16 protein-coding genes are annotated in these 13,857 nt (G+C 68.2%); 3 read left to right on the forward strand and 13 right to left on the reverse strand.

Translation table 11 applies throughout. The features are described 5' to 3' along the window. The 10 genes from ytpR to Q0C81_RS00070 form a co-directional block, all read right to left on the reverse strand. A partial coding sequence (gene ytpR, locus Q0C81_RS00025; RefSeq protein WP_291832145.1) for a YtpR family tRNA-binding protein occupies positions 1–1,058 on the reverse strand: 1,058 nt, incomplete at its 3' end. Beyond that, positions 1,055–1,477 carry a hypothetical protein gene (locus Q0C81_RS00030; protein ID WP_291832146.1) on the reverse strand — a complete coding sequence of 141 codons (423 nt, stop codon included), beginning with the start codon at positions 1,475–1,477 and terminating at the stop codon, positions 1,055–1,057. The genes ytpR and Q0C81_RS00030, both read right to left, overlap by 4 nt. A 20-nt stretch (positions 1,478–1,497) precedes the next feature. Continuing rightward, positions 1,498–2,574 (reverse strand): phenylalanine--tRNA ligase subunit alpha, encoded by a 1,077-nt coding sequence (pheS, locus tag Q0C81_RS00035; protein WP_291832147.1) that lies wholly within the window; start codon positions 2,572–2,574, stop codon positions 1,498–1,500. A gap of 47 nt (positions 2,575–2,621) precedes the next feature. Continuing rightward, a complete protein-coding gene (locus Q0C81_RS00040; protein ID WP_291832148.1) occupies positions 2,622–3,608 on the reverse strand; it encodes a polysaccharide deacetylase family protein in 987 nt (328 codons plus the stop codon). A gap of 64 nt (positions 3,609–3,672) precedes the next feature. After that, complete coding sequence (locus Q0C81_RS00045; protein ID WP_291832149.1) at positions 3,673–3,876, reverse strand: dodecin family protein; 204 nt, start codon at positions 3,874–3,876, stop codon at positions 3,673–3,675. Between the two features lie 146 nt (positions 3,877–4,022). Beyond that, the gene (gene rplT / locus Q0C81_RS00050) at positions 4,023–4,382 is read right to left on the reverse strand and encodes a 50S ribosomal protein L20 (protein WP_141625602.1); all 360 of its coding nucleotides are present in this window, start codon (positions 4,380–4,382) and stop codon (positions 4,023–4,025) included. A 52-nt stretch (positions 4,383–4,434) separates the two neighbouring features. Beyond that, positions 4,435–4,632: a 50S ribosomal protein L35 gene (rpmI, locus tag Q0C81_RS00055; protein WP_003166435.1), complete on the reverse strand. Its 198-nt coding sequence runs from the start codon at positions 4,630–4,632 to the stop codon at positions 4,435–4,437. A gap of 168 nt (positions 4,633–4,800) precedes the next feature. Continuing rightward, positions 4,801–6,093, reverse strand: a complete 1,293-nt coding sequence (locus tag Q0C81_RS00060; protein ID WP_291832150.1) for an MFS transporter — start codon at positions 6,091–6,093, stop codon at positions 4,801–4,803. 84 nt (positions 6,094–6,177) lie between these two features. Beyond that, positions 6,178–6,699, reverse strand: a complete 522-nt coding sequence (gene infC / locus Q0C81_RS00065) for a translation initiation factor IF-3 (RefSeq protein WP_291832151.1) — start codon at positions 6,697–6,699, stop codon at positions 6,178–6,180. 143 nt (positions 6,700–6,842) lie between these two features. After that, the gene (locus Q0C81_RS00070) at positions 6,843–7,790 is read right to left on the reverse strand and encodes a glycosyltransferase family 9 protein (RefSeq protein ID WP_291832152.1); all 948 of its coding nucleotides are present in this window, start codon (positions 7,788–7,790) and stop codon (positions 6,843–6,845) included. 71 nt (positions 7,791–7,861) lie between these two features. Here Q0C81_RS00070 and Q0C81_RS00075 point away from each other — a divergent pair, with 71 nt between their 5' ends. Together Q0C81_RS00075 and Q0C81_RS00080 are read left to right on the forward strand one after the other, a co-directional pair. After that, positions 7,862–8,620 carry an alpha/beta hydrolase gene (locus Q0C81_RS00075; RefSeq protein WP_291832153.1) on the forward strand — a complete coding sequence of 253 codons (759 nt, stop codon included), beginning with the start codon at positions 7,862–7,864 and terminating at the stop codon, positions 8,618–8,620. Positions 8,621–8,635: 15 nt separating this feature from the next. Further along, entirely contained in the window at positions 8,636–8,866 is a 231-nt protein-coding gene (locus tag Q0C81_RS00080; protein ID WP_291832154.1) for a hypothetical protein, read from the forward strand. Positions 8,867–8,898: 32 nt separating this feature from the next. Here Q0C81_RS00080 and galU read toward each other — a convergent pair whose 3' ends face one another. After that, positions 8,899–9,780 (reverse strand): UTP--glucose-1-phosphate uridylyltransferase GalU, encoded by an 882-nt coding sequence (gene galU / locus Q0C81_RS00085; RefSeq protein WP_291832155.1) that lies wholly within the window; start codon positions 9,778–9,780, stop codon positions 8,899–8,901. Positions 9,781–9,835: 55 nt separating this feature from the next. Next, complete coding sequence (gene glmS / locus Q0C81_RS00090; protein WP_291832156.1) at positions 9,836–11,650, reverse strand: glutamine--fructose-6-phosphate transaminase (isomerizing); 1,815 nt, start codon at positions 11,648–11,650, stop codon at positions 9,836–9,838. A 167-nt stretch (positions 11,651–11,817) separates the two neighbouring features. Between glmS and glmM the strand changes: the two genes are divergently transcribed. Beyond that, complete coding sequence (glmM, locus tag Q0C81_RS00095) at positions 11,818–13,167, forward strand: phosphoglucosamine mutase (protein ID WP_291832157.1); 1,350 nt, start codon at positions 11,818–11,820, stop codon at positions 13,165–13,167. A gap of 3 nt (positions 13,168–13,170) precedes the next feature. Here glmM and Q0C81_RS00100 read toward each other — a convergent pair whose 3' ends face one another. Continuing rightward, complete coding sequence (locus Q0C81_RS00100) at positions 13,171–13,809, reverse strand: DUF805 domain-containing protein (RefSeq protein WP_291832158.1); 639 nt, start codon at positions 13,807–13,809, stop codon at positions 13,171–13,173. Between the last annotated feature and the right edge of the window lie 48 nt (positions 13,810–13,857).

Raw genomic sequence — 13,857 nt, forward strand, 5'->3', positions numbered from 1 at the left:
GTCTGGGCGATCAGGATCGGGTCGAACCAGGCGGCCTCGACGAAGACGTCGACGGTCTCATCCGAGCAGCCCGTGCTCTCGCCGCCCATGACGCCGCCCAGGCCGATGGGGCGCTCGCCGGCGGCGTCGGAGATGACGCACATCGACGGATCGACGGTGTAGGTCTTGCCGTCCAGCGCGATCAGATGCTCGTGCTCGCCCGTATCCTTGGCCACCTGTCCCTGGCGGACGATGATCTCGGTCCCGGACAGCTTGGCGATGTCATAGACGTGCAGCGGGCGCGCGCGGTCGTAGGAGATCAGGTTGGTCACATCGACCAGCCGGTTGATCGAGCGCAGGCCGATGGCCTCCAGGCGGCGCTTCAGCCACTCGGGCGACGGGCCGTTCTTGACGCCGCGGATCGTGCGGCCGGCGAAGACCGGGCACATCTCGGGCGCGTCGAGGCGCACCGTGATCGGCGAGGCGAAGGTCCCGGCGATCGGCGCGACGGCGGGGGTCTTCAGCGTGCCCAGGCCGGCGGCGGCCAGGTCGCGGGCGATGCCGGCGACGCCCAGCCAGTCGGGGCGGTTCGGCGTCACTTCGAAATCGATGACCGGTTCGGCGCCGAACACGCCGGCGGCGGGCTCGCCCACCTTCAGGGCGTCGTCCAGCTCCAGGATGCCGTCGCTCTCATCGGCCAGCTCAAGCTCCGAGGCCGAGCACAGCATGCCGTTCGAGACCACGCCGCGCACCGGCTTCTCGACCAGGGTCACGCCCAGGCCGGGCACATAGGCGCCGATCGGCGCATAGATGGTGGTCAGGCCCGCGCGCGCATTGGGCGCGCCGCAGACGATCTCCTTCATCCCGTCGACGGTCTCCACCTGACAGACCTGCAGGCGGTCGGCGTTGGGATGGCGTTCGGCCGAGACGATCTTCGCCACCGTGAAGGGGGCCAGCGCGGCGATGGGGTCGTGGACGTCCTCGACCTCAAGGCCGGCCATGGTCATGGCTTCGGCCACGGCGGCGACGTCCGCCTCCGTGTCCAGATGGTCCTTCAGCCAGGAGAGAGTGAATTTCACGAAGCGGTCCCGGGGAGCTGGCTCGTCAGGGTCGTCACGCCGGCCTGCAGCTGCTCGAGCAGGCCGTCCGAGCCGGTGAAGCCGACCTGGGCGAAGCGGCAGCGCACGAAGGTGCAGTTCGACATGCCGACCACGCCGGCCAGCTTCTGGCCCATCGGCCGGTACAGCAGGTTCCGCGTGTCGGTGGTGGTGCCCATGGCGCAGGAATCGAAGGTCGTGTTGTTCATCACGGCGACCACGGCCGGGCCTTCGATCAGGCAGTCGGTGAAGGTCTTGCCTTCGATGCTCATCTTGCCGGCGTTCCAGTGCTGAACCGCCATGGCGGGCAGCCAGACGGCTTCCTTCTCGAAGGCGTCGCGGCTGACCAGATCCTGGTTGGCCATGGCGTCGAGCGGCATCGGTGAGGGGGTGTCGGTCATGATCGTCTCTACACTCTGAATCAGCTGAGGCCGCTGGCCGGGTTCGGGGCGGCGAAGGCGGAGAAGCCGTAGTGCGCCAGCCAGCGCGTATCGGCCTCGAACATGGGGCGCAGGTCGGAGATGCCGTACTTCAGCATGGCCAGGCGATCCACGCCCATGCCGAAGGCGAAGCCCTGATACTCGTCCGGATCGATGCCGCAGTTCCGCAGCACGTTCGGGTGCACCATCCCGCAGCCCAGGATCTCCATCCAGCTGTCGCCGGTGTTCAGCTTCAGCTCGCCGCCCGAGCGGTCGCAGCGGATGTCCATCTCGGCCGACGGCTCGGTGAACGGGAAGTGGTGCGGGCGGAAGCGCGCATCGACGCCGTCCAGTTCGAAGAAGCGGGCGACGAAGGTCTCCAGCGTCCACTTCAGGTGACCCATGTGGATGGCCTTGTCGATCACCAGGCCCTCGACCTGGTGGAACATCGGCGTGTGGGTGGCGTCGCTGTCCTTCCGGAAGGTCCGGCCCGGCGCGATGATCCGGATCGGCGGCTTCTGCGTCATCATGGTGCGCACCTGCACCGGGCTGGTGTGGGTGCGCAGCACCTTGCGCTCGCCCGTTTCCGGGTCGGGCTTCAGGAAGAAGGTGTCGTGCATCTCCCGCGCCGGATGCTTGGGCGGGAAGTTCAGGGCCGTGAAGTTGTGGAAGTCGTCCTCGATGTCCGGGCCTTCGGCGACGGCGAAGCCCATGTCGGCGAAGATGGCGATCATCTCGTCCATCACCTGCATGGTCGGGTGCACGCTGCCCTGGCGGCGCGGGCGCGGCGGCAGCGTCAGGTCGACGTGTTCGGCCTTCAGCCGGGCGTCCAGCTCGGCGCCTTCCAGCTCGGCCTTGCGGGCGGCCAGGGCGGATTGCACCCGGTCGCGCAGGCCGTTGATCATCGGACCCTGCTCGCGGCGCTCGTCGGGGCTCATGGCTCCCATGCCCTTGAGCAGGCCGGAGATCGAGCCGGACTTGCCCAGCGCCGCGACGCGCAGGTCCTCCACGGCGGCGGCGGTTTCCGCCGAGCCGATGGCGTTGATCAGGTCGAGTTCGAGTTGGGCGAGATCGGTCATGTCCGGCAGCATCTAGCGGCTGACGGGCCGCGCGTCACCTGTCCGGCTCAAGGCGCGGTGCGCGCGGCGGACTGGGCCGCCGCCAGATCCTCGGCCGTGCCCCGATTGGCCGCCACGATCCATTCCGGCGGCTCGGGCTCCCAGCGGATCGCCCGGCCGTCCGTCCGCGTCCAGCGATGCAGCCACGATATGCCGTTGGCCCGGACATAGCTGTCGGCGTGGCTGTAGATCGGATCGGCCAGCGCCTCGCCCAGCGAGACGAAGCGATAGCCCCGCGCCAGGTAGAGGGCGTGGATCCGCGGATAATAGTCCCGGTTCAGGCTGTTGGCGTGCAGCAGCAGGACCTGCGCGGGCTCCCGGCCGCCGGTGATCTCCGCGCTGTACGGCTCGAAGAAGTCCAGCACGGTGGTCATGTAGGCGACGTAGGCCTCGCCCACCCGCGCCTTCAGGGCCGGATCATCCAGCCGCTCGGCCTTGCGGTAGACGTCGGCGAACATCCAGTCGACGTTGTCGATCGTCACCGGCGCGACCTCGTAGCCGCGTTCGGCCAGGCCCGAGGCGATGGCGGCGTGCTTCTCCGGCGTCTCCCCGGTGAACAGATAGGGGTGGCGGAACCAGCGCAGTTTCTGGCCGCGAGCCTCCAGCAGCGGCCGGGTGATCTCCGCGCCCCGGTCCGCGTCGGCGAGGTAGGCCTCAGCCGTGTTCTGATGAATGTTGATGTGGCTGAAGGTGTGGTTGCCGACCTCGAACCCGGCGTCCAGCCACAGGGTCAGCAGTTCGGGCAGCAGGACCGCGCGCTGGGCGTCGCAGACCTTGCCTTCATTGACGAAGATCGTGCCGTGCGTGTCCAGCGGCGCCACGACCGCGATCAGGTCCCGGGTCAGGGCGCGCGCCGCGTCCGGATCGCACAGGGCGGCTTCCGGCGCCTGATAGGGCAGGTCGTCGAAGGTCACGGCCACGGCGCGCTGCTGGGCGGCGGCGGGGCCAGCGAGGCCGAACACGAGGGCGGCGACGAGAAGCGGGCGCGAGATCATGGCCGCAGCCTAGCCGCCCAGCGTCCGATACGGCAACGCCCGGCGCCGTCCGACCGGGTCGTCCTCAGTCGTTGAGGACGAAGGTGACCTTCATGTTCACCCGGTACTCGGTGATCTGGCCGCCCTTCACGATGACCTTCTGCTCCTGGATCCAGGCCCCCTCGACGTTCTTCAGGGTCTTGTCCGCGCGGGCGATGCCCTGTTTCAGCGCGTCCTCGAAGCTGATGGTGGACGAGGCGGTGATTTCGGTGACCTTGGCGACGGACATGGGTCGGCTCCTGGATCAGGTTGGACGCCGGTTTATGGCGACGCTTCCCTGAACGACCGGCCACGCCCGTCGGTTGCGCGGCGCATACGAAAACGCCCGCCCCGGCGAACCGGAGCGGGCGTGTTTCAGACGTTCGGCGTGAAGGCTTAGGCGGCCTTCAGAGCGTCACGGACCTTGTCGGCGATCGCCTTGAAGGCGGCTTCGTCGGCGGCCATCGCGGCCAGGACCTTGCGGTCCAGTTCGATGCCGGCTTCGCCGAGGCCGTGGATGAACTGCGAGTAGGTGAAGCCTTCGATCCGGGCCGCGGCGTTGATGCGCTGGATCCACAGGGCGCGGAAGTTGCGCTTCTTGGTGCGGCGGTCGCGGTAGGCGTACTGGCCGGCGCGATCGACGGCGGCCTTGGCGGTGCGGATGGTGTTCTTGCGGCGGCCGTAGAAGCCCTTGGCCTGCTTCAGAACCTTCTTGTGTTTGGCGTGGGACGTTACGCCCCGAGTGACGCGAGCCATGTCGCTATCCTTTCAAATTCAGGTGGAGATCAATCGAAACAGCGCGCGCCGATCAGGCGTACGGCATGTAGGATTTGATCTTCTTGGCGTCGGCGTCGGCCATGACCGAGGTGCCGCGGTTCTGGCGGATGTATTTGCTGTTGTGGCTGATCAAGCGGTGACGCTTGCCAGCAACGCCGGCCTTAACCTTGCCAGTGGCCGTGAATTTGAAGCGCTTCTTGGCGCCCGACTTCGTCTTCAGTTTCGGCATTTTCATCTCACTTTTTGAGTGGGTTACCGCTCTTCGAGCCACTTGGGCCCGAGGGGAGGTTTCCCTGATTAAGAACCGCCCAGGCATGCCTGTTCGCCCGGCGGTTCGGTACGCGAAGGCGCGGCTTCTAGTCGAAGCGGCGGCCAGAGTCCAGTGTTGAGCGGGATTTCAGGTCGCCGCAGCCTCCGCCTGATGCTTGCGGAAGGCGCGGCCGGCGTTGATCGCCATCACCGCCGCCGGAACCGTCAGCGCCGCCCCGACCAGGAAGGGCCAGTCGTGGCCCAGGGCCGAGAACAGGGCGCCGGCGGCCATCGGGCCGAAGATGCGCGCGATCGAGCCCGAGGCCATGTTCAGTCCCAGCATGGCGCCCTGCCGGTCCGGCGGCGTCGAGCGGCTGATCAGGGCCGAGATGTTGGGCATGGCCAGCGACATGCCGCAGGCGCCGACCGCCATTACGATCGGAATGATCCAGCCCTGCGCGACCGGCAGCGTCCAGGCGCCGATGTCCAGGGACACGGCGGGGAACCAGGCGACGGGCGCGGCCACCTGGGCGACCAACGAGGCGCCGAACAGCAGCATCCCGAACGCCAGCACCGGCGCCTCGCCGAACCGCTTGGCCAGCCGCCCGGCGAAGAAGCCCTGGTTCAGGGTCGAGACGATGCCGACGATCATGAAGCTCAGCCCGACCTCCAGCGCGTTCCACGCATAGCGATCCTCGGCCCACAGCCCGAACACGCTCTCCATCGCCGAGAAGCCGGCCATGTAGACCAGGGTCACCAGCAGCACCCGCGACACGACCGGATTGGCCCGGGCGTCATGCAGGCCGGCCAGGAAGCGCGGACGCGGAGCGGCCGGATCGGCCTTGGCGCGGCTTTCCTTCAGGAAGACGACCACCCCGACCGCCGCCAAGGCGGCCAGGGCCGCGGCGGTGAAGATCGGCAGTTGATAGCCGATATGCCCCAGTTGCGGCTGGGTCAGCAGCCCGCCCAGCCCTGGTCCGACGATGAAGCCCAGGCCGAACGCGGCCCCGATCAGCCCCATCCGCCCGGCCCTCTGTTCCGGCGGGGTGATATCGGCGACATAGCCCTGGACGGTCGAGATGTTGCCCGCCCCCAGGCCGGTGCACAACCGCACCGCGATGGCCAGCCAGATGTTGGGCACGAAGGCCAGCGCCAGATAGCCCACGGCGTTCGCGACCAGGGTGATCAGCAGGACCGGCTTGCGTCCGATCCGGTCCGACAGCCGCCCCCAGAACGGTTCGGCGAAGAACTGGCCCAGCGAATAGGCCGAGAACATCAGCGTGATCTCCCACGCCTCCGCCGTCAGGCTCTGGGCGAAGAACGGCAGCAGGGGCACCACCAGGCCGAAGCCGACCAGATTGATGAAGACGACGGAAAACAGCACGGCCAACGCCGGAGCCTGAACCTTGGGCGCGGGAGGCGAAGCGTCGGTCTGTGTCATGCGGACAGGCTTAGCCTGTTGCGGCGCATACGAAAACGCCCCGGCCGATGGGCCGGGGCGTTTCTGTTTCAGCGGCGGATCCGATCAGCGCGGGGCCAGGATCATGATCATCTGGCGGCCTTCCATACGCGGGGCGTATTCGACCTTGGCGATCTCGTCGAAGTCGGCCTGCACCTTGTTCAGCAGCTTCATGCCGAGTTCCGGGTGGGCCATTTCACGACCGCGGAAGCGCAGGGTGACCTTCACCTTGTCGCCCTCGTCGAAGAAGCGATGCATGGCTTTCGCCTTCACTTCGTAGTCGTGGGTGTCGATGTTCGGGCGGAGCTTGATTTCCTTGAGCTCGACGACCTTCTGGCGCTTGCGGGCCTCGGCCTTCTTCTTCTGCTCCTGGAAACGGTGCTTGCCGTAGTCGAGGATCTTGCAAACGGGCGGATCCGACGTGGCGACGATCTGAACCAGATCCAGGCCCGCCTCCTCGGCGGCCTCCAGCGCGGCCGAGGTCGGCATGACCCCCTGCTTCTCGCCATGCTGGTCGATCAGCAGGACGCGAGGCGCGCGGATATCGTGGTTCATGGGCGGCCCGTCCTTGACGGGCGGCGTTTGCATCGGACGGCGAATGGGCGTCGTTTCCTTATGTGGTCGAAGAGGGTCGATATTCTGACGAGAAGGAGCGCGCGATAAATCGCGGCGTTCCCCTCCGGCGGCCTATATGAGCCTCAAACCCCGTATTTTCAAGGCGTGACGGGCGCTCAGGACGCGATGAAGTCCGCGTGTAGCGCCAGCACCGCATCATAGACGTGATCGACCGTCAGGTCCTCGATGGGCGCGAACTGGCCGCGCGTCTCGTTGGAGGCCGCGGTGCGGGTTTTGGGGCCCCACGGGCCGTACAGCCACCACTCGGTCGGCCCGAACAGGCCCAGCGTCGGTCGCCCCAGCGCCGCCGACACGTGCATCAGGCCGGAGTCATTGCCGACGAACAGATCGGCCCGGTCGATGGCGGCTGCCGAGGCCAGGATGTCGCCCTTGCCCACGAAGTCGATGGCCCGAGCCCCGGCCGCCTCCAGCGCCGGCGTCGCCGGCGGCCGGTCGCCCGGTCCGCCCACGGGCATGAAACGCCAGCCGTCGAAGCGGGGGTCGGCCTTCAGCTTCTCGACCAGGGCGCCCCAGCGGTCGGCGGGCCAGCTCTTGCCCGGCTGGTGGGCGATGGGGGCCAGGGCCAGGATCGGGCCGGGTCCGGCGCCGCCCGCCAGCTGCGGGTCGATGACGGCGGCGGCCTCGGCGCGCGCCTGGTCGTCCAGCCAGATTTCCGGGTCCAGCGGCGTCTCCGAGCCCATCAGGCGCGACACCATCTCGACCTTGCGCAGGCCGGTCTCCCACGACCGATTGTAGATCACCCGCCGTTTCGTCGGGATGATGTAGGCGAGGCCCGAGCCGCGGATGTCGATGACCAGGTCCCAGCGGGTCCCGACCACCTGCTTCCACAGGTCGATCCAGTGTCCGGACAGCTTCTTCTTGTCCAGAATGATGGTCCGCTCGACGCCGGGCGCACTGCGGAAGAAGGGCGCTGGCGGGCGGCCGCAGGCGACGGTGATCCGCGCGCCCGGGATCTGGCGGCCGATCTCGCGGATCACGCCCGATGAGATGACGCAGTCGCCGATCCGGTTGGAGGTGACGAACAGGACCTTGGGTTCAGACACGCGTTTCGGCCTTCGCTTCGATGATGGTCGTTCGCTATCAGTCCCCGAACGATTTCGCGAGAGGAACGGCCATGGATGATCTGGAACGCCTGAACCGCCCGGACGGCGAGACCCTGGCGCTCAAGCGCGTCCACGGGACCGGGCCGACGGTGATCTGGATCGGCGGCTTCCGCTCCGACATGGAGGGGACCAAGGCGCTGGCGCTGGAGGCGGCGGCGCGCGAGCGGGGCTGGGCCTACGTCCGCTACGACCATTTCGCCCATGGCCAGTCCTCCGGCGACTGGCGCCGGGCCACCATCGGCCGCTGGCGCGAGGACGCCATCGCCTTGATCGACAGCCTCGAAGGCCCCGTCATCCCGGTTGGTTCGTCCATGGGCGGCTGGGTCGCCCTGCTGGCCGCCGTAGCGCGGCCCGAGCGGGTCAGGGCGCTGGTTCTGGTCAATCCGGCGCAGGACTTCACCGAGCGGCTGATGTGGCCCGGCCTGCCGGATCACGTCCGTCAGGCCATCCTTCGGGACGGCGAGGCCCTGATCGTCGAGGAGGGGCTGGGAGAATATGTCCTGACCCGCCGCATGTTCGAGGAGGCCCGCGACTGGCTGCTGCTGGACAGCGTCATCCCGGTCGCCGCTCCGGTCCATATTCTGCAGGGGCGCAAGGACGATGTCGTGCCGTGGCGTCATCAGATCGAGCTCGCCGAACGGCTGAAGGGCGGCGACGTCACGCTGGACCTTGTGGCCGACGGGGATCATCGTCTGTCCACGCCCGCCGATCTCGACCGTCTGGTCGAGGCGGTCGAGCGCAACCGTGGGCAGGCCGCGACATTGTCCTGACCAAAGGAGGAACGCATGCGCACCCTGACGATCTTCACGCCCGTCGTGCTGGGCCTGGCCCTCTCGGCCTGTTCGACCGCCACCGGACCGGACCGGTACAACACCGACCTGCAGAAGCTGGCCGACGACTGCCGCGCCCGCGGCGGCATCCTGGCCCCCACGGGCCAGCTGACAAGCAATCCGCAGACCGACAACGTCTGTGAAATCCGCGGCCAGACCGGACGCGCGCCCAGCAACCCGGGCTGATCGCCGCCCCCGGCGCTTACGCGCCGGATGTCCTAGAGGAGCGCGGTGATCGCCGCGCGCGCCGCCTCGCCCAGATCGGCGCGCTTCAGCGCCAACGCCACATTGGCGCGCAGCAGGCCGATCTTGTCGCCGCAGTCGTGGGTCACGCCCGCGTACTGGACCGCCGTGAACGCCTGGTCGGCCATCAGCCGCGCCATGCCGTCGGTTAGCTGGATCTCGCCGCCCGCGCCGCGCTCCTGGGTTTCCAGGATGTCGAAGATTTCCGGCTGCAGGATGTAGCGGCCCGAGATCGACAGGTTCGACGGCGCCGTGCCCTTGGCGGGCTTCTCGACCATCCCCTTCATGCGGATGCGGTTGCCCTCGCGGCCCTCGATGGGATCGACGATGCCGTATTTGTGGGTTTCGCTCTCGGGCACCTGTTCGACGCCGATGACGTTGCCGCCGACCTCGGCGTAGACCTCGGCCAGCTGCTTCAGCGCGCCCGGCTGGCTGTCCACGATCACGTCCGGCAGGATCACCGCGAACGGCTCGTCGCCGATGATGTCGCGGGCGCACCAGACCGCGTGACCCAGGCCCTTGGGCTGCATCTGGCGGGTGAAGCTCATCTCGCCGGCGCTGGCCAGTTCGGCGTTCATCATCTCCAGGATGTCGGTCTTGCCCTTGGCCAGCAGTTGGGCCTCTAGCTCGATCTGGTGGTCGAAATAGTCCTCGATGGCGCCCTTGGAGCGGCCGGTGACGAAGACGATGTGCTCGATCCCGGCCTCGCGGGCCTCCTCGACGATGTAGCTCAGGATCGGCCGGTCGACGACGTTCAGCAGTTCCTTGGGCGTGGTCTTGGTGCCGGGCAGCACCCGGGTGCCGAGGCCGGCGACGGGCAGAACGGCCTTGCGGAGACGGCGGGAATGGGCGGGCATGAAATGTCCTGATCAGAAGGGTCGGGCAGCCTAACGTATTTGCGTCAGGAAGCGATCACTCGACGGTGACCGACTTGGCCAGATTGCGCGGCTGATCCACGTCGGTGCCCTTCTGCACGGCGGTGTAATAGGCCAGCAGCTGCACCGGGATGGCGTAGATCAGCGGCGCGATCAGCGAATGGCATTCCGGCGCATCGACGCGGCGGATGCCCGCGCCGTGCGGATCGGGCGCCGACTTCGGCGCGATCATGATCACCGGCCCGCCGCGCGCGGCGACTTCCTGCAGGTTGGAGGCGGTCTTTTCGAACACCTCGTCCAGCGGGGCCAGGGCCACGATCGGCGTCAGTTCGTCGACCAGGGCGATCGGCCCATGCTTCAGCTCGCCGGCGGCATAGCCCTCGGCGTGGATGTAGCTGATCTCCTTCAGCTTCAGCGCGCCCTCCATGGCCAGCGGGAACATGGCGCCCCGGCCCAGGAACAGCACGTCCGTCGCCTTGGAGATGTCGTGGGCGACGGCCTTCAGGTCGTCTTCCATCCGCATGGCTTCGGCGATCAGGCGCGGCGCCTCGAACAGCGCCTTGACCAGTTCGGCCTCCTTGGCCGCGTCGATGCGGCCGCGCTGCACGCCCGCCGACACGGCCAGCGCCAGCAGGGCGGCGACCTGGGCGGTGAAGGCCTTGGTCGAGGCGACGCCGATTTCCGGCCCGGCGTGGGTCGGCCACAGGGTCTCGGCTTCACGGGCCATGGACGAGGAATGGACATTGACCAGGGCGGCGGTCTTCAGCCCGGCGGCCTTGCACCAGGACAGGCTGGCCAGGGTGTCTGCGGTCTCGCCCGACTGGCTGACGGCGACGGCCAGCGTCCCCGGCGTCAGGGCCGGATGGCGATAGCGGAACTCCGACGCGATCTCGACGTCGCAGGGCAGGCCCGCCAGCTTCTCGAAGGCGTAGCGGCCGATCTGGCCGGCATAGAAGGCGGTGCCGCAGGCGACGATCTGGACCCGATCGACCTGGGCGAAGTCGACCTCATTGGTCTTGGCCCGGCCGTTCACGAAGTCGAGGTAGTGGCTCAGGGTGTGCTGGACGCTGTCCGGCTGCTCATGGATCTCCTTTTCCATGAAGTGCCGGTACTCGCCCTTCTCGACCAGGGCCGAGGAGGCGGAGACCTGCACGATCGGCCGGTCCACGGCCGCGCCCGAGGCGTCGAACATGCGCGCGCCGTCGCGATCCAGGGCGACGAAATCGCCTTCTTCCAGATAGCTGATGCGGGTGGTGAAGGGGCCGACCGCCAGGGCGTCGGAGCCCAGGTACATCTCGCCGTCGCCCCAGCCGACGACCAGCGGGCTGCCCCGGCGGGCGCCCAGGATCAGGCCGTCCTCGCCTTCGATCAGCACGGCCAGCGCATAGGCGCCGGTCAGCCGGTCCAGCACCGATTTGAACGCCACCAGCGGGTCATTGGACTTGGCCAGTTCGCTGTCCAGCAGGTGGGCGACCACCTCGGTGTCGGTCTGGCTCTCGAAGGCGTGGCCTTCGGCGACCAGCTCGGCTTTCAGCTCGGCGAAATTCTCGATGATGCCGTTGTGCACCAGTGTGACCCGGCCCGCCTTGTGCGGGTGGGCGTTGGCCGTGGTGGGGGCGCCGTGGGTGGCCCAGCGGGTGTGGCCGATGCCGATGGTCGCGTTAAGCGGTTCGGCGGCCAGCACGGCCTCCAGCTCGCGAATCTTGCCCTTGGCCCGGCGCCGCTCGATCTTGCCGTCGACCAGCGCGGCCACGCCCGCGGAGTCATATCCGCGGTATTCCAGCCGCTTCAGGCTGTCGATCAGACGGGGAACGGCCGGGCCGACGCCCGTCACGCCAATGATGCCGCACATGAGAGAACCCTCGGAGAAATAATGGTATCCGCGCTTGGCGCCGCGGCGCGGGAGGGTCTAAGCCGACCCTGACTGTCAGCGCCGGTGTAGGCGACGACGACCTGGATTTGCACCTGAAAAGCGGTTTCGCAAGGTTACGGCGAACCGTCGAGCAAGGAAGACTGGATTTGGCTGAGCGACGCTATTTCGGCACCGACGGCATTCGCGGGCGCGCCAACACCCATCCGATGACGCCGGAAGTGGCGCTGCGCGTGGGTCTGGCGGCGGGCCGGATGTTCATGTCGTCGGACGACCGCCGCCATCTGGTGGTCATCGGCAAGGACACCCGCCTGTCGGGTTACATGATCGAGCCGGCGCTGGTGGCGGGCTTCTCGTCCGCCGGGATGGACGTGCGCACCTTCGGTCCCCTGCCGACGCCGGGCGTGGCCATGATGACCCGCTCCATGCGCGCCGACATCGGGGTGATGATCTCGGCCTCGCACAACGCCTTCCTCGACAACGGCATCAAGCTGTTCGGTCCCGACGGCTACAAGCTGTCGGACGCGGTCGAGCTGAAGATCGAATCGATGATGGACGAGGATCTGGGCGCCGGCCTGGCCCCCGCCGACGGCCTGGGCCGGGTCAAGCGCATCGACGACGCCCAGGCCCGCTATGTCGAGATCGCCAAGGCCAGCTTCCCCAAGGGCCTGAGCCTACAGGGCCTGCGCATCGCCGTCGATTGCGCCAACGGCGCCGGCTACAAGGTCGCCCCGACCACCCTCTATGAACTGGGCGCCGAGGTCTTCCCCGTGGGGGTCGAGCCGAACGGCCTGAACATCAACGAGAACTGCGGCTCGACCCACCCCGGGACCCTGTCCGAGGCGGTCCGCGCCTGCCGGGCCGACATCGGCATCGCCCTGGACGGCGACGCCGACCGGGTCATCATCTGCGACGAGAAGGGCGAGGTCATCGACGGCGACCAGATCATGGCCATGGTGGCGCTGGACTGGGCGCGCCGGGGCCGGCTGACCGGCGGCGGACTGGTCGCCACGGTCATGTCCAACCTGGGTCTGGAGCGGGCGTTGGCGGCCGAGGGCCTGACGCTGGAGCGCACCAAGGTCGGAGACCGCTATGTCATGGAGCGCATGAAGGAAGGCGGCTTCAACGTCGGCGGCGAGCAGTCGGGCCACATCATCCTGCACGACTACGCCACCACGGGCGACGGCCTGATGTCGGCGCTGCAGGTCCTGGCCGTGCTGGTCGAGAGCGGCCGTCCGATGAGCGAGCTGGCCCGCCAGTTCGACAAGGTGCCCCAGCTTCTGGAGAACGTCCGCTTCACCGCCGGCAAGCCGCTGCAGGACGCCGCGGTCAAGGCCGCCATCGCCGACGCCGAGGCCCGCCTCGCGGGGGTCGGCCGCCTGCTCGTCCGCCCCTCGGGCACCGAAAAGCTGATCCGCGTCATGGCCGAGGGCGACGACGAGGCGCTGGTGAAGTCGGTGGTCGCGGACGTGTCGGCGGCGGTGCGGGCGGCGGGCTAGGCCTCAGTCCGGCCGTCCCCAGTCGCTGACCGGCTGCGGCTCCGGCGCCAGTGTGGTCTCGCCATGGCGGTTCGGTCCGGGCGCGCCCCGCTGGGCCAGGATGATGATCAGCGTCACCAGCGCGACCATGTAGAGCGCGTTGTTGAGGAACAGCAGGCCGAACAGGCCGAAGTTCGGCGTCTCGCTGGCCATCATGTCCGTCATCATGATCGGAAAACCGATCGCGGCGATGCCGAGGAAGGGCACGGGCGTCAGGCCCCAAAGCGCCGTCATGTTGCGATCATGCAGGCGCCGCGACACCGCCGCCGCCAACAGGCTGATCGCCAGGACGACCGTCACTCCCATGACTCCGCCCAGGATGCGGAAGTCCGGCGTCGGCGGCGGCGGAAGCGGAGGCGGCTCCGCCTCGATCCGTACGGGGGTGTCGGGCGGCAGGTCTGGGTCGATCAACAGGACCGGTTGCGCGTCGGTATAGGCCTGCGCCTTCCCGATCAGATCGGCCATCACCCAGCTCATGCCCATGGCCTGGACGAGAAAGACCAGCGCGACCACCATGCCGACGTAGGGCCAGAACTCGCCGCGGGTATCGCGGCCCGAGAACTGCGTCAGCTTGCTGAAGCCTCGAATGATCGGATTGGCCATGCCGTCCCCCTTGATGACGGCTCCAGCCTATCGGGGGACGCCGGTCGG

Source organism: Brevundimonas sp. (assembly GCF_023259385.1).
Lineage (GTDB): Bacteria > Pseudomonadota > Alphaproteobacteria > Caulobacterales > Caulobacteraceae > Brevundimonas.

Bases quoted from the DNA above. Each gene is read 5' to 3' on its own strand.
- Q0C81_RS00045 (WP_291832149.1), bottom strand. From the start codon at position 3,876: ATGTCCGTCGCCAAGGTCACCGAAATCACCGCCTCGTCCACCATCAGC.
- Q0C81_RS00075 (WP_291832153.1), top strand. From the start codon at position 7,862: ATGGATGATCTGGAACGCCTGAACCGCCCGGACGGCGAGACCCTGGCG.
- Q0C81_RS00040 (WP_291832148.1), bottom strand. From the start codon at position 3,608: ATGATCTCGCGCCCGCTTCTCGTCGCCGCCCTCGTGTTCGGCCTCGCT.
- infC (WP_291832151.1), bottom strand. From the start codon at position 6,699: ATGCAAACGCCGCCCGTCAAGGACGGGCCGCCCATGAACCACGATATC.
- pheS (WP_291832147.1), bottom strand. From the start codon at position 2,574: ATGACCGATCTCGCCCAACTCGAACTCGACCTGATCAACGCCATCGGC.
- rplT (WP_141625602.1), bottom strand. From the start codon at position 4,382: ATGGCTCGCGTCACTCGGGGCGTAACGTCCCACGCCAAACACAAGAAG.
- rpmI (WP_003166435.1), bottom strand. From the start codon at position 4,632: ATGCCGAAACTGAAGACGAAGTCGGGCGCCAAGAAGCGCTTCAAATTC.
- Q0C81_RS00100 (WP_291832158.1), bottom strand. From the start codon at position 13,809: ATGGCCAATCCGATCATTCGAGGCTTCAGCAAGCTGACGCAGTTCTCG.
- Q0C81_RS00030 (WP_291832146.1), bottom strand. From the start codon at position 1,477: ATGACCGACACCCCCTCACCGATGCCGCTCGACGCCATGGCCAACCAG.
- galU (WP_291832155.1), bottom strand. From the start codon at position 9,780: ATGCCCGCCCATTCCCGCCGTCTCCGCAAGGCCGTTCTGCCCGTCGCC.
- Q0C81_RS00060 (WP_291832150.1), bottom strand. From the start codon at position 6,093: ATGACACAGACCGACGCTTCGCCTCCCGCGCCCAAGGTTCAGGCTCCG.
- glmS (WP_291832156.1), bottom strand. From the start codon at position 11,650: ATGTGCGGCATCATTGGCGTGACGGGCGTCGGCCCGGCCGTTCCCCGT.
- Q0C81_RS00080 (WP_291832154.1), top strand. From the start codon at position 8,636: ATGCGCACCCTGACGATCTTCACGCCCGTCGTGCTGGGCCTGGCCCTC.